We start from the raw sequence: 13,716 nt of genomic DNA, 5'->3' as shown, positions 1-13,716 counted from the left end.
ATTTGCATCTCTACGAAGAGGTTCTGAATTTGATCAAGAGATCGGGCGTCGACGTGGTCATCAACTTCACCGCCGGAATGGGCGGCGCGCTTGTTTTAGGTTCTGCCGATCAACCCATGCCGCTCGACGCTGTTGGTACCGATATGGCCGGCGCTACCGAGCGCCTTCTGCATGTCAAAGAACTTCTGCCCGAAATTTGCACGCTAGACTGCGGGACGTTTAATTTCGGTAATGAAAATTATGTGCTGGCCAATACGCCGGCCATGCTGAAGGAAATGGCTGCGCAAGTCCTAAACTGCGGCGTAAAACCCGAGATCGAGATATTCGACACTGGACACCTGTGGTTGGCCGAATGGTTGCACGGGCAAGGTTTGCTCAGCGATCCTGTAATGGTGCAACTCTGCATGGGTATCCGCTGGGGCGCGCCGGACGATCTCACGACGCTCAACGCTCTGATTGAAAGACTTCCGGAGGATTGGACGTTTTCCGCCTTTTCGATCGGCCGAAACCAGTTGCCCTATACCTCGGTGGCTCTTGCTGCCGGCGGCCACATCCGCGTCGGCCTTGAGGACAATCTTTGGCTTGATAAAGGCCTGCTTGCAACCAACGGGGCGCTGGTTGCCCGCGCGGTCGTGATTGCTGAGGCCATGGGTTCGCGGATCATGAGTGCGAAAGACGTTCGCGAAAAACTGAAATTGCAGAAGCGCTGGTGATGTTGCCTTCGCCAGCGATCGCGCTCCTCGAATCCGGCAAAAACTGCCGGCTTGTGGCGTCTGATGGGTTCCTGCATATTCGAGGTTACCGACGACACTATGCCCCCTTCAGTCGGAGCGTCATTGATGGTGCTGTTGACGATGGCGATCGCTAGTAGATCAGCAGGTTGCCGGCCTTGAAGAAGCTTATGGCGCGGATCGGTTTGACCCAAACCGATCCTACGTCAGGCAACTGACGGGGACCCTGTAAAGCGACGGCGTGTCGAGTTCGAGGATTTCCTCGAAATGACAGTCCCGGCCCGTATCTGGCGACCCGCGTCCTCGATCTCTTGGACCAGCCGGGAGGGGGTGCTCGCCGAACGCCCGGTTGCCCCCGTGACCCTCTGACCGCGCCCGCGAAAAGACGGAGGAATGGCGGCATGGTGAGATCGGCAACAAGGTACCGGTCTAACTGAATCGGGCAAGCGCCACGAGCCCGCTTCCCTGAAAATAGCGCGGAAAACTCTACCATCCGCTGGTCCCGAAACTGGGCGGTTCAGTTGGACAAGGCTTGTGGCTCCGTAAGAATGGCAGCCGCGCTGATTACACACGGCCGCGTATCCAGTGGCGGAGTAAATCCTGCGGACTATGCAATCTGAAACAATGTCGACACGATCACGGAAAACCAGCCTGTTCAGGCGAGTGATGGTTACCTTGTCATCTGCCGCTTAGAGTGTGCTGCTTTGGACAGCGCGCCAAACTTTTCATGTGCACTTGCATCTATGTGTTTTTAGAGCTTGGATCGGCCCACACTCTGCTGCGAACCGGATCTAGGGACATTTTGACAGAACTCTCGGACGAACGGGCGAAAATGGCTACCTTCAACCTAGCGAAGGACAGGGTTTGATGCTCAATGGCTAGCTTATCAGCCGCTTTGATGTCGCGGTTTTTTATCGCGGCGAAAATCTGGTGATGCTGAACGCTGGTTTTCTCTAGATGCTGTCGTAACTCATCACTTTTGCCATCTTCGATTTCCCCTTCGACAGAAAAGCACGCAAGTGAGAGCCTACTTGAAGTCAAGAGCATTCGCTCATAGAAATCGGCAAAAAACTGGTTGCGACCTGCCCGCGCAATGCTCATGTGAAATTCGACATTAGCATCTTGGCGTTGCAAACCGTTGCGCTTATCGCAAAGCCCATCAAACTCGACCATACGCTTCTCGATATGCCCCAGGTCAGCGGCGGTCCGCTTTTCTGCAGCAAGTCGCTGTACAATTCGGGTCGACATAGTCAGAGCGTCAAATATCCGAGGCAAGTCATCGAAATTTAGCGGCGCCACGCGCGCCACGCGTCGATCCCGAATGACAAGCCCCTCAGATATCAACTGAATGATCGCCTCGCGGATTGGCGTCCGAGAAACGGAATGTCGTGATGCGATTCCAGCTTCGTCGATTACAGACCCTGGAGCTAGCGTCAGCTTGAGAATGTCTTGCCGCAGTGTATTGAACACCTTGCTACCATCTCGGCTCTCGATCATCCTTTTCAAACCGTCGCCACTCCTCAATTCGTTAAATCTCGATCCGTGTTCTTAACTTTCGCACCACCAACTCTTACCTCGGAAGGAAGCCTTCTAGGCAGGCAAGAGTGCAGCGACCGACTCCGTGTCATTGCGGAATCTGAGAAGGCGACACTCGTCTCAAGTTACTCTGAACCTTAAGGTAATCAATCAACTTGTGAAGTCACCCGACTACCCGGTCGGGATGAATTAATGCGTCAAACTGAAAAAAGCTATCGAAAATCGCGTCTCGGCATATAATCTGTCTACCGAACACGCGATCTCTCTCTCCCTTTTCGGCAACTAACGAGTCGGCCCTGAACAATGGCTAAGCCATTGACGCGGCAGTGCCGCAGTGACGGGAGGAAGTANTGGCTAGGATGAGGCGCAGATTGTGGCCGGCGGCCACGAGCAGCGCATTGATGGCATCGCCAGCATGCCCGAGAAGGAAGTTCCGGTCCAGCCGCCCGTCGGTCTTCAGTGGCCGATGGTGGCCTCGATGGCCGATCGTCGTTCAACTCCCGCTTCATGGTGGCGGTCAGCCCACGCTTGCTGCCGGCGAGCATCACCGAACCCGAACCGGCATAGTCATGNCTTGTCCTTCGGCCTCTGGGCCAGCAGCCGCTCGACCAGCCCGAGCAGCCGAGCGAACCTGGCCTCGAGTTCACCGTTGCCGGCGATCTTGCGGCTGATGTCGCGGAATACCCGACCGAGATAGGTGCGAAGGCGCTTCAGTTCGCGCCGCATCCGTCGGAACTGCCGGGCGTGGGCATAGCGGCCGGCGCGTACCGCTGCGGCCTTGGCCAGCCGAGGTGGCTCTGCCTGAGTACGACACCGTACCGCTTCGCCTGGCGCGCCAGTCTGGATTGCTTCAGGTAAAGCCGGCTGTCGGTCGGATGAGCGACCGCTTTCGGCTGCACCGTCGTGTCGACGGTGATCCGCTCCAGCGAATTCGGCTTGGCGGTCCCGCTGTCGAGCGCCGCCTCGACGCTCGCCTTCAGCATTTCTTCCAGGCCCTCTGGTCCGATCCGCTTGCGCCAACGTGTCATCGTGCTGGCGTCGATCGGCGCCTCGTGCTGGAAAAACTCGAAGCCGCTAAAATACTGCCAGTACGCATTCTCCACCCACCGCTCCACCACCTCTTCGTCCGACACATCGTAGACGTGCTTGAGGTAATGCAGCGCCACCATCAATCGCGTCGGCTTGGCCGGCCTGCCGACCGGGCGGTAGAAGCGGTCGAACGCCTCATCAAACCGGGCCCATGGCATCAACCCCGACAGCCGCACCAGCGGGTGCCTCATGTTGAGGATCGCATTCAGGCGCTCGCGGAAAAGATCATTCTTGTCACGTGACGGACCAGAGGGAGGCATTGAGAAAACACCGGGAAAGAAGCGAAACGGTTTCGATTTCCCCCATTCTCCGATACTTCAAACCTCNTCTTGTCACGTGACGGACCAGAGGGAGGCATTGAGAAAACACCGGGAAAGAAGCGAAACGGTTTCGATTTCCCCCATTCTCCGATACTTCAAACCTCTTGGGAATCCTTATCCTACAAGGCTTTCAGATATTTTTCAGCCCCGACTTTCGTGACACGCATCAGCCAGATGCACATCGCGCGCGGCTTACCGGTTTGGGGTGCGTACTTGGATATGCACGATTGCTGCACCCACGTCGGCTGCATCGATCAATGCGTCGGAGATCTGTCGCGGTGTTAAAGGCCCAATAGGAACTTCGAACCTGAGAATAGAACTGTGCAGAAACATCGCTGACAGCCGTGGAATTCTAGAAGCCTTTGTTGATCTTTGATCAAATTTTGGTCACCCCTCTATGCGATGGAAGATTTGGTCGCACCCGCAACCAAGCTGCCATGCCGTGGGGTGTCACATGGCAAGTGGGCAATTCATCTCAATCTCCTTTATGACAAGTATGTTTCCTATACGGGGGTCACCAGAGCCGATAGCAAAGCAATGTGACGAGCACCCCCATGGCCGAAGTTTGCCAAGCGCGTCCCGCGCGCTGATCCTAGAACCAAGTCAACCAGAGGAAGCCATGAACTTGAAAATGACAGCGGTCGGTCTTTTCGCCGGCATGTTGGCCGCCATGCCTGCCAAAGCGGACAAGCTCGACGACATCATTGACTCCGGCACCCTGCGCTGCGCTGTCGTGCTCGACTTCCCGCCGATGGGCTCGCGCGACGAGAACAACCAACCGATAGGCTTTGACGTGGACACCTGCAACGACCTCGCCATGGCACTCGGCGTCAAGGCAGAGATCGTCGAGACCCCGTTCCCAGACCGAATCCCGGCGCTCGTCTCGGACCGTGCGGATGTGGGTGTGGCAGTAACCTCAGACACGCTGGAACGCGCTAAGACCTTCGGATTCTCGATTCCCTGCTTCGCCTTTAAGACTGTCATCCTGACGAAGGAGGATTCTGGTATCTCCACGTATGAGAGTCTCAAGGGCAAAAAGGCCGGGGTCACTTCCGGCACCTTCGAGGCAATCACCCTCGAGAAAGACGTGAAGGCGTGGGGCGGCGGTTTCTTCCGTTCGTACAACCCAAGCTGACGTGTTCCTGGCGCTTTCCCAGGGCCAGATTGACGCAACAGTCATCGGGAATATCGCGGCCCAGGCCGTCCGGCGTGTACAAAGGCTTCGCGATTAGGGGCGAGGCACCTTATGTCACGGATTATGTGTCCCTCATCGCGCTGCGGCAGGAGCAGGGTCTCATCAACTACCTTGACTTGTTCGTGAACCGCCAGGTTCGGACAGGCCGCTACAAGGAACTGTTCGACAAGTGGGTCGGCGGTGAGGCTCCCGACCTGACCGTCAAGGGCGTCTACCGCTAAACGAAACACTTGGGGCCGAGGGTGAGAATCATGCGCCCTCGGCTATTTTGATCCACACCGCTCGCGGATACGCCCTTTATGCTGAATTACACATTCCACTGGCGCCCGGCCCTGAACGCTCTTCCAGAAATGCTGCGGGGCGCTCTGGTCTCACTTGAAATTGCCGTGCTGTCGATGATGATCGGCGTCGTCCTGGGCGTGTTCTGGCGCTCGGTCGCCAATCAACCGACAAGATCTTCTTTGGCTTCTCAACCTCATGGGTCGAGCTTGCCCGCAACACGCCGGCGCTGTTTCAGATCTATATGACCTACTTCGGCCTCGGCTCCTTCGGTATCCACCTCGATTCCTACGTAGCGCTTGTCGTGGCCATTACGTTTAACAATGCGGGCTATCTCGCTGAAACCTTCCGCGGCGGTCTCCGAGCCATTCCTCAAACCCAGACGCGGGCTGCTCGCTCGCTCGGCATGAGTGCCCCGCAAGCGTTTCGCCTCATCGTGCTGCCGCGGATGTTCCGCATCGTATTTTATCCCATGACCAACCAGATGGTCTGGGCGCTGCTAATGACCTCACTTGGCGTCACGGTCGGCCTCAATACGGATCTTACCGGCGTCACGCAGGACCTCAACGTGCGCACCTTCCGCACATTCGAATTCTTCGCCATAGCTGGCGTCATCTACTACCTGATGGCCAAGCTCATCACCCTCTCATCACGCCTCTTCGCCTGGCGTCTATTCCGGTATTGAGGAGATGGTGGTGTTCGAGACAAGTCTCACCTGGAACGACGTCCTGTTCCTTCTTCAGGGTGCAGGAACAACTCTGGCGATAACGGCCTGGGCCATGCTCGGCGGCACAATCTTGGGAATGCTCTTTGGGCTCATCCGTGCTTCGGCACCCTGGTGGCTCAACGCTCCCGTCGGCTTCGTGCTGGATATCTTGCGATCGGTGCCGCTCCTGATCCCATTAGTGCTCGCAAGCTCGTTCAAGTCTATCCTCAAGCTCCAAGTGTCCGCCTTTGCGGTAGGCTGCGTTGTACTCGCACTCTGTACGGCAGCCTATTGTGCCGAGATCGTGCGCGGCGGCATCCTGGCCGTTCCGCCAACCACGCGCCGCGCCGCGCTTTCGCTCGGCATGACCTACACCCAGGACTTGACCAACATTGTTTTCCCGATTGCCTTGCGCGTGGCGCTGCCCAGCTGGATTGGTCTCACGCTTGGCGTCATGAAGGACTCGGCGCTCGTCCTCTGGATCGACATTATCGAGCTGCTGCGGGCGTCGCAGATTATCGTGACCCGCTTCCAGGAGCCGCTCTTCATTCTCTCGATTGCAGGTCTGATCTACTTCCTGATGAGCTTCCCGATCGCAAGGATTGGGGCACGAATTGAAAAGCGGTGGCACGAAAATGATTGAGTTGAAAGACATTCGTAAGTCCTTTGGGCAGTTCGAGGTACTTAAAGGCGTGAGCCTCACAGTTCAGAAGGGCGAGGTGCTCTCGATAGTAGGCGGGTCGGGGTCGGGCAAATCCACGATGCTCATGTGCATCAATGGCCTGGAGCCAATCCAGAGCGGGCAGATTCTCGTTGACGGCACGGATGTGCATGCCCGCAGTACAGACCTCAACAGGCTGCGGCAGAAGATCGGCATTGTGTTCCAGCAGTGGAATGCTTTCCCCCACCTGACAGCTCTCGAGAACGTGATGCTTGCGCCCCGCAAAGTTCTAGGCAAGAGCAAGAAGGAAGCGGAGGAAATCGCGGTCAAGCAGCTCACTCTCCGTCCAAGCTCTCCGGTGGTCAGCAGCAGCGGATGGCCATTGCACGCGCCCTCGCTATGTCGCCGAATTACATGCTCTTTGACGAGGTCACCTCGGCCCTCGATCCGCAACTCGTTGGCGAGGTGCTGGACACCCTAAAGATGCTCTCAGAAGAGGGCATGACAATGATCCTCGTGACCCACGAAATTCGCTTCGCGCGTGATGTGTCCGACCGCGTTGCTTACTTCCATAAGGGCTTGATCCACGAGATCGGGCCCGCTGAGCAGGTAATCGGAAACCCACAAAAACCTGAGACAATCGACTTCCTTAGATCGGTCCTTTAACTCGCTAGGACAACCATACGTCATCACCCGCACGCCGACGTAGGTGACCATACTTTCCTTGCTCAAAATTAGACCTCTTTGCTCGCTGACCGACGGGAGACCTATCCTAATGCGCTTTAGATCATTGATCAAAGTTCTACGGTGTGATAGACGTACTGAACTGCAATTCTCCGATTGAAAGTGAAGGTGGGTGTCCAATGAGCCAGTCAGCAACGCAACGCAACTTTACCATTGAAGACGCTCTTGGGGAGTTATCCTCGCGATTGACTGAAATGAATCCCAAAAGTTCTCTAAGACAACTGCGAGCGGAAGCGCATATGCCAGGAGGAAATACGAGAACGTTACTCTACTACACGCCATTTCCTATTGCATTCGCCCATGGGGAAGGCTGCCGCCTTTGGGATGTCGATGGTCATGATTACTTAGATTTGGTTGGCGAGCAGAGTGCAGCGATCTTTGGCCATTCAGACCCGAGGATCCTCGACATATTGCAGAAGGTGGGGCGCGAAGGTCTGAATCTTGGGGGCCCCAACCAGTACGAGGCCAGGCTGGCGGAAGTTGTATGCAATCGTTTTCCGTCCATGGAACAAGTTCGGTTCTGCAACTCTGGAACAGAAGCCAATTTGTTTGCCCTCTCAACCGCCCGTGCCTTTACCGGACGTTCAAAAATCATGGCATTCTCCGGTGGATATCATGGCGGTCTCCTGACTTTCCCCAATGGCCCTGGGCCACTGAATGTGCCAATTCCGACGGTTCTTGCGTCGTTCAATGACGTCAGCCAAACCCACGATCTGCTTGAGCGGAACGCCGCTGATTTAGCTGCGGTGATTGTTGAGCCAATGATGGGCGGTGCGGGCTGCTTGCCGCCGGCGCAAGAGTTCCTGACAATGTTGAGGCATTCGTGCAATCGCAACAGCATAGTGCTGATTTACGACGAAGTTATGACCTCGCGTCTTGGTCCAAGTGGTATGCAGGGTAGGCTCGGGATTCAGCCCGACCTGACGACACTTGGAAAATATATCGGCGGAGGGATGAACTTCGGGGCCTTTGGTGGCCGCAGAGACCTCATGGAGCGTTACGATCCGCGACGCCCAGACCACTGGATCCACGCCGGCACGTTCAACAACAATGTTCTCACCATGGCAGCCGGCACGCTTGGCTTGACCGAGATTTTCACGCCTGAGGCGGCCGTTACCCTGAACGAGTCAGGTGACAGGCTACGCGCGATGCTGAACGACGCAGCCAGCAAACGAAACTTACCGGTGACTGTGACTGGAATCGGATCACTGATGAACATCCATTTCGCTCGACCACCAATTGCCACGCCCACAGATTTAGCCAAGACCAGAAGCGCGCTTAAATCCCTGCTTCATCTCGATTTTCTTCTGAATGGGATCTACATCGCTCGTCGCGGTTTCATTGCTTTGTCTTTGCCCATCGGGACGGACGATCTTGCCTACGCGGTCTCTACTTTTGAAGCCTTCCTCGATCGCTGGGCCGAGTTAATTTTAGATGAGGCGTGATGAAACTAAACATGTCGTGCGCCGCTGTAATCTGTGACAGCGGGATTAGGCCACGCCGCGAGTTCGCATGTCATTAGGGAAACAACACCAATACGGTCACCTCGATTTGGTAGCACTCTCAGGCACAGAACAAGCGGCCTTGCCTGTCATGGCGCGGCGTGGCCGGCAGTGTTTTCAGACTGGAGAATTTACGTGAAGAAAGTCTTTTCCAAAGCAGCGATGGCCTTTGAAGGGCTTTTGTTCGACGGCATGTTCATTGCCGCCGGCGGTTTCGGCCTTTGCGGCATTCCGGAACTGTTGATCGATGCGATCCGCGAGGCGGGCACCAAGGACCTGACGATCGCGTCGAACAATTGCGGTGTCGACGACTTCGGCCTCGGCGTGCTGTTAAAGACGAAGCAGATCAAGAAGATGATCTCGTCTTACGTCGGAGAGAATGCAGAATTCATGCGCCAATACTTGAGCGGGGAACTGGAACTCGAGTTCAACCCGCAAGGGACGCTTGCCGAGCGGATGCGGGCAGGGGGCGCCGGTATTGCCGGCTTCTATACCAAGACCGGAGTTGGCACGGTCGTGGCCGAAGACAAGGAGCATAAAACATTCAACGGCGAGACCTACGTTCTCGAGACCGGGATCGTCGCGGACCTGTCGATCGTCAAGGCCTGGAAAGCCGACACGTCGGGTAATCTCATCTTCCGCAAGACGGCCCGCAACTTCAATCCGCCGGCCGCCACCTGCGGCAAGATTTGCGTCGCCGAAGTCGAGGAGATCGTGCCGGTCGGTAGCCTCGATCCCGACCATATCCATGTGCCGGGGATCTATGTGCATCGCTTGATTCAGGGTCAGCACGAGAAACGCATCGAACAGCGCACCACGCGCGAAGCGGCTTGAGGGCAGGGGAGAGACATGGCCTGGGACAGAAACCAAATGGCGGCCCGTGCTGCCCGCGAACTCGAAAACGGCACCTACGTCAATCTCGGCATCGGCATTCCTACCCTGGTCGCCAATTATATTCCCGAAGGCGTCCGTGTGACGCTGCAGTCTGAGAATGGGTTGCTTGGCATCGGCCCGTTTCCGGCCGAAGATCAGATCGATGCCGATCTGATCAATGCCGGCAAGCAGACGGTGACGGCGCTCCCTCATTCGGCTTTCTTCGACTCGGCGCAGAGCTTCGCGATGATCCGCGGCGGCAAGGTCGCCATGGCAATCCTCGGCGCCATGGAAGTAGCGGAGAACGGCGACCTCGCCAACTGGATGATCCCCGGCAAGCTCGTCAAAGGCATGGGCGGAGCGATGGATCTGGTGGCGGGCGTCAAGCGGGTGGTGGTCGTCATGGACCACACCAACAAGGCCGGCGAATCCAAGGTGCTGAAGGCCTGCACCCTGCCGCTCACGGGACAAAGCGTCGTCGATCGGATCATCACCAATCTTGGTGTGCTCGACATCGTCGATGGCGGACTGAAGCTGGTCGAGCTTGCCGAAGGCGTTACCGACGGCCGGATCCGCAGCGCCACCGAGGCGACCATCGTCAACTAAGCCTGGCGGTATTGCCGATAAACTGAAGCCGGCCCCTGCCGGCTTCGCAAAACCAAATGAGGAGACCACCATGAGCACCCCATCGATCGTCATCGCCAGCGCCGCCCGTACCGCAGTCGGATCCTTCAACTGTGCATTTGACAACACGCCGGCGCATGAGCTTGGCGCTGCCGTCATCAAAGGGGTACTTGAGCGCGCCGGCGTCGACACGGGCGAGGTCGACGAGGTCATCCTCGGTCAGGTCCTGCAGGCGGGCGAGGGCCAGAACCCGGCGCGTCAGGCGGCGATGAAGGCAGGCATCCCTCAGGAAAAGACCGCCTGGGGCATGAACCAGCTCTGCGGTTCCGGCCTGCGGGCGGTTGCGCTCGGCATGCAGCAGATTGCCACCGGTGATGCGGACATCATCGTTGCCGGCGGAATGGAGTCGATGTCGATGGCGCCGCATTGCGCGCATCTTCGCAGTGGCGTGAAGATGGGCGACTTCAAGATGGTCGATACGATGATCAAGGACGGCCTGACCGACGCCTTTTATGGCTACCACATGGGCATGACGGCGGAAAACATCGCCAAGCAGTGGCAGCTCTCGCGCGATGATCAGGATCAGTTCGCGCTTGCCTCGCAGAACAAGGCAGAAGCGGCGCAGAAGGCCGGCCGCTTCGCCGACGAAATCATTCCCTTCGTCGTCAAGGGGCGCAAGGGCCACGTCACGGTCGATCAGGACGAATATATCCGCCATGGTGCTACGCTGGAATCGATGACCAAGCTGCGGCCGGCCTTCGACAAGGAAGGCAAGGTCACCGCCGGCAACGCATCGGGCCTCAACGATGGCGCCGCTGCCACTCTGCTGATGACCGAAGGGCAGGCCTCCAAGCGTGGTATCCAGCCGCTTGCCCGGATCGTTTCCTGGGCAACAGCCGGCGTCGATCCGCAGGTCATGGGTACCGGCCCGATCCCAGCCTCGCGCAAAGCGCTGGCGAAATCCGGCTGGGCGATCGGCGACCTCGAACTTGTCGAAGCCAACGAGGCTTTCGCCGCGCAGGCCTGCGCCGTCAACAAGGATCTCGACTGGAACCCTGACATCGTCAATGTCAATGGCGGCGCCATCGCGATCGGCCATCCGATCGGCGCATCCGGCGCCCGCATCCTCAATACTCTGCTGTTCGAGATGAAGCGCCGTGGCGCCAAGAAGGGTCTTGCCACCCTGTGCATAGGCGGCGGAATGGGTGTCGCGATGTGCCTGGAAGCGATGTGAGGGAAGGCAATGTCATGACCGGTGCCGAGTTCCGTCTGTGCGATGTCGCACTCGACTGCTCGTTCAAAACACGGGACGCGCGCGTCGAGCGTGAACAGGCAATCATCGATCTTCTGGAAGCTAACACATTCGCACCGATCGGCCATGACGGCGCCCCTATCGTCCTAATATCGAGGCGGCCGACGGACGGTTGGCACTGCACGTTGCCGAAGACAGTGGGGTGCATGTCGTCAGGACTAAGCTGTCGCTCACCCTTTCCGGCGACTGTCAAGGACTACACCCGCATCTGCGAGAGCTACTACGACGCCATCCGCCACCCAGGCCCTGAACGGCTTGAGGCGATTGATATGGGCCGGCGTGGTGTTCATAACGAGGCTGCCGAACTTTTGAGGGCCCGGTTGTCTACAAAAGTGAATATCGACAACGCTGCGCGCCGGCTGTTCACGCTGATCTATGCCCTGTGCGTTCGTAATGCGGACCAACGAATTTTGTTGAGCTGAGGCAGCACGGCGCCCGAACTACTCGAATAAGGAGAACCTTCATTGAATGCAGTACCACAACGCGAAGTGCACCTCGGACAGACGAGCTCCGCGGGCTTTCTGGAAGCGTTGACAAGAACTTCCGCCATGCGATGACCTTCCTCGATCTATCGGAAGGTCTGTCAGAGCGGATCATGCAGTGCAACTCGACCTATACGGTACGATTCGGCGTCCGGCTGCGCGGCCGCATGTACAGCTTCATCGGCTGGCGATCGGTCCATAGCGAGCATTGCGAGCCGGTGAAGGGCGGCATACGCTATGCGTCGAATGCTGATGCCGAAGAGGTCGAAGCGCTGGCAGCGCTGATGACGCTCAAATGCTCGCTGGTCGATGTACAGTTCGGCGGCTCGAAAGGCGCTCTCAAGATCGATCCGCGCGAATGGATGCGGCAGGAGCTCGAGCGCATCACCCGCCGCTTCACTCAGGAGCTCAACAAACGTGGCTTGATCGGCCCCGGCGTCAACGTTCCGGCTCCCGACATAGGCACGGGTGAGCGGGAAATGGCCTGGATGATGGACGAGTTCCGCCGCGCCAATCCGACCGATGTCATCAATGCGCGCGCCTGCGTGACCGGCAAGCCGCTGTCGAAGGGGGGCATTGCCGGCCGGACCGAAGCAACCGGCAGGGGCGTCCAGTTCGCGATCCACAGCTATCTCCGCGACGCTCGCACCGCAGGGTTGAACGGCAAGCGTGATCTGAAGGGTGCTGCAGTCATCGTTCAAGGCTTCGGCAATGTCGGTTACCATACGGCAAAGTTCCTCTCTGAAGACGACGGCGCGCTGGCGACGATCGTTGCGGAACACGATGGCTATGTCGCCAATCCCGATGGTCTGGCGATCGAGGCACTGAAGCAGCATCAGATCAAAACCGGCAGCATCCTCGGCTTTGTAGGCGGCGCATCATTTCCCGGTGATGTGATAGGCATCGAGCAGCCCTGCGACGTACTTATTCCGGCGGCGATGGAAAATGCGATCCATGCAGGCAATGCGGATCGCATCAAGGCAAACCTCGTCGTTGAAGCTGCCAACGGCCCGGTGACTTTCGAGGCCGACAAAGTTCTCCGTACCCGTGGGGTCACTATTCTTCCCGATCTTTACGTCAATGCCGGCGGCGTAGTCGTCAGCTACTTCGAGTGGGTGAAGAACCTGACGCATATTCCCTTTGGCTTGATGGAACGGAGGCGGCGCGAGCGACGCAACCAAACGATCGCCGCAGCACTTGAACGCATGACCGGCAAGGAGTTCCCCGCCGATATCCGCGACGAGTTCCTCGAAGGGGGCGCTGAAATCGATCTCGTTCGTTCCGGACTGGAGGACGTCATGCGCAGCACCTGGGCCGCATCGCCGACCTGATGGAAGAACAACCGGAGCTCGGTGATTACCGAACCGCCGCCTATGTTGCCTCAATCCGGCAGATCGCCGAAGCCTATGAGGCGATCGGGATCTGATCGGGTCGCGATAAATAGATCAACTGGCGCCCGAACGTAAAGTACCGGCGCACAGTCGGCAATGATTTCCGCCTCCGGGGACGTATCGCCCCTGTAATTGAAGCGAGTCTGGAATCTCCGGGTGCCGATCAATGTTGTCTGTACTTTTGCCACTAGTGAGTTAGTCGGGGCTGAAAAATATCTGAAAGCCTTGTAGGATAAGGATTCCCAAGAGGTTTGAAGTATCGGAGAATGGG

At 57.6% G+C, this 13,716-nt stretch carries 10 protein-coding genes and 4 pseudogenes; 11 read left to right on the top strand and 3 right to left on the bottom strand.

The window, feature by feature from the left end; translation table 11 throughout:
- On the top strand, positions 1-713 hold a 713-nt coding region (locus X733_RS136810; protein WP_023820404.1), incomplete at its 5' end, for a 3-keto-5-aminohexanoate cleavage protein.
- Between the two features lie 759 nt (positions 714-1,472).
- On the opposite strand, the gene X733_RS1000000167435 is transcribed toward X733_RS136810, so the two are convergent.
- Entirely contained in the window at positions 1,473-2,228 is a 756-nt protein-coding gene (locus tag X733_RS1000000167435; protein WP_023820403.1) for a GntR family transcriptional regulator, read from the bottom strand.
- A gap of 391 nt (positions 2,229-2,619) precedes the next feature.
- Positions 2,620-3,616 (bottom strand): annotated as a pseudogene (locus tag X733_RS01000000166945) (IS5 family transposase); the annotation flags it as partial.
- Between the two features lie 691 nt (positions 3,617-4,307).
- Here X733_RS01000000166945 and X733_RS01000000166940 point away from each other — a divergent pair.
- The 10 genes and pseudogenes from X733_RS01000000166940 (at position 4,308) to X733_RS00375 (ending at position 13,385) form a co-directional block, all read left to right on the top strand.
- Positions 4,308-5,092, top strand: a pseudogene (locus X733_RS01000000166940) (transporter substrate-binding domain-containing protein).
- Positions 5,093-5,170: 78 nt separating this feature from the next.
- A pseudogene (locus X733_RS01000000166935) lies at positions 5,171-5,835 on the top strand (amino acid ABC transporter permease).
- 10 nt (positions 5,836-5,845) lie between these two features.
- Positions 5,846-6,499 (top strand): amino acid ABC transporter permease, encoded by a 654-nt coding sequence (locus X733_RS136815; protein WP_031194325.1) that lies wholly within the window; start codon positions 5,846-5,848, stop codon positions 6,497-6,499.
- Positions 6,492-7,183: pseudogene (locus X733_RS01000000166930) on the top strand (amino acid ABC transporter ATP-binding protein). Before X733_RS136815 ends, X733_RS01000000166930 begins: the two are co-directional and overlap by 8 nt.
- A gap of 197 nt (positions 7,184-7,380) precedes the next feature.
- Positions 7,381-8,706 carry an aspartate aminotransferase family protein gene (locus tag X733_RS136820; protein ID WP_031194323.1) on the top strand — a complete coding sequence of 442 codons (1,326 nt, stop codon included), beginning with the start codon at positions 7,381-7,383 and terminating at the stop codon, positions 8,704-8,706.
- 192 nt (positions 8,707-8,898) lie between these two features.
- On the top strand, positions 8,899-9,597 hold the full coding sequence (locus X733_RS136825; RefSeq protein ID WP_023820393.1) for a CoA transferase subunit A: 699 nt from the start codon (positions 8,899-8,901) through the stop codon (positions 9,595-9,597).
- Positions 9,598-9,612: 15 nt separating this feature from the next.
- The gene (locus X733_RS136830; protein WP_023820392.1) at positions 9,613-10,242 is read left to right on the top strand and encodes a 3-oxoacid CoA-transferase subunit B; all 630 of its coding nucleotides are present in this window, start codon (positions 9,613-9,615) and stop codon (positions 10,240-10,242) included.
- 70 nt (positions 10,243-10,312) lie between these two features.
- The gene (locus X733_RS136835; RefSeq protein WP_023820391.1) at positions 10,313-11,494 is read left to right on the top strand and encodes an acetyl-CoA C-acetyltransferase; all 1,182 of its coding nucleotides are present in this window, start codon (positions 10,313-10,315) and stop codon (positions 11,492-11,494) included.
- A 14-nt stretch (positions 11,495-11,508) separates the two neighbouring features.
- Positions 11,509-11,994 (top strand): UPF0262 family protein, encoded by a 486-nt coding sequence (locus X733_RS00370; RefSeq protein WP_023820390.1) that lies wholly within the window; start codon positions 11,509-11,511, stop codon positions 11,992-11,994.
- A 131-nt stretch (positions 11,995-12,125) separates the two neighbouring features.
- Positions 12,126-13,385 (top strand): Glu/Leu/Phe/Val dehydrogenase, encoded by a 1,260-nt coding sequence (locus X733_RS00375; protein WP_023820389.1) that lies wholly within the window; start codon positions 12,126-12,128, stop codon positions 13,383-13,385.
- 50 nt (positions 13,386-13,435) lie between these two features.
- Here the strand turns inward: X733_RS00375 and X733_RS1000000170525 are convergent.
- A partial coding sequence (locus X733_RS1000000170525; protein WP_210163788.1) for a hypothetical protein occupies positions 13,436-13,716 on the bottom strand: 281 nt, incomplete at its 5' end.

Source organism: Mesorhizobium sp. L2C066B000, assembly GCF_000502335.1.
In the GTDB taxonomy this organism is placed as follows: domain Bacteria; phylum Pseudomonadota; class Alphaproteobacteria; order Rhizobiales; family Rhizobiaceae; genus Mesorhizobium.
The sequence above is the reverse complement of the archived record's forward strand: the minus strand, read 5'-3'. Positions and strand labels throughout refer to the sequence as shown.

Excerpts from the sequence above, each read along its gene's own strand:
- X733_RS1000000167435 (WP_023820403.1), bottom strand. The coding sequence starts at position 2,228 with ATGATCGAGAGCCGAGATGGTAGCAAGGTGTTCAATACACTGCGGCAA.
- X733_RS00370 (WP_023820390.1), top strand. The coding sequence starts at position 11,509 with ATGACCGGTGCCGAGTTCCGTCTGTGCGATGTCGCACTCGACTGCTCG.
- X733_RS00375 (WP_023820389.1), top strand. The coding sequence starts at position 12,126 with ATGACCTTCCTCGATCTATCGGAAGGTCTGTCAGAGCGGATCATGCAG.
- X733_RS136820 (WP_031194323.1), top strand. The coding sequence starts at position 7,381 with ATGAGCCAGTCAGCAACGCAACGCAACTTTACCATTGAAGACGCTCTT.
- X733_RS136835 (WP_023820391.1), top strand. The coding sequence starts at position 10,313 with ATGAGCACCCCATCGATCGTCATCGCCAGCGCCGCCCGTACCGCAGTC.
- X733_RS136830 (WP_023820392.1), top strand. The coding sequence starts at position 9,613 with ATGGCCTGGGACAGAAACCAAATGGCGGCCCGTGCTGCCCGCGAACTC.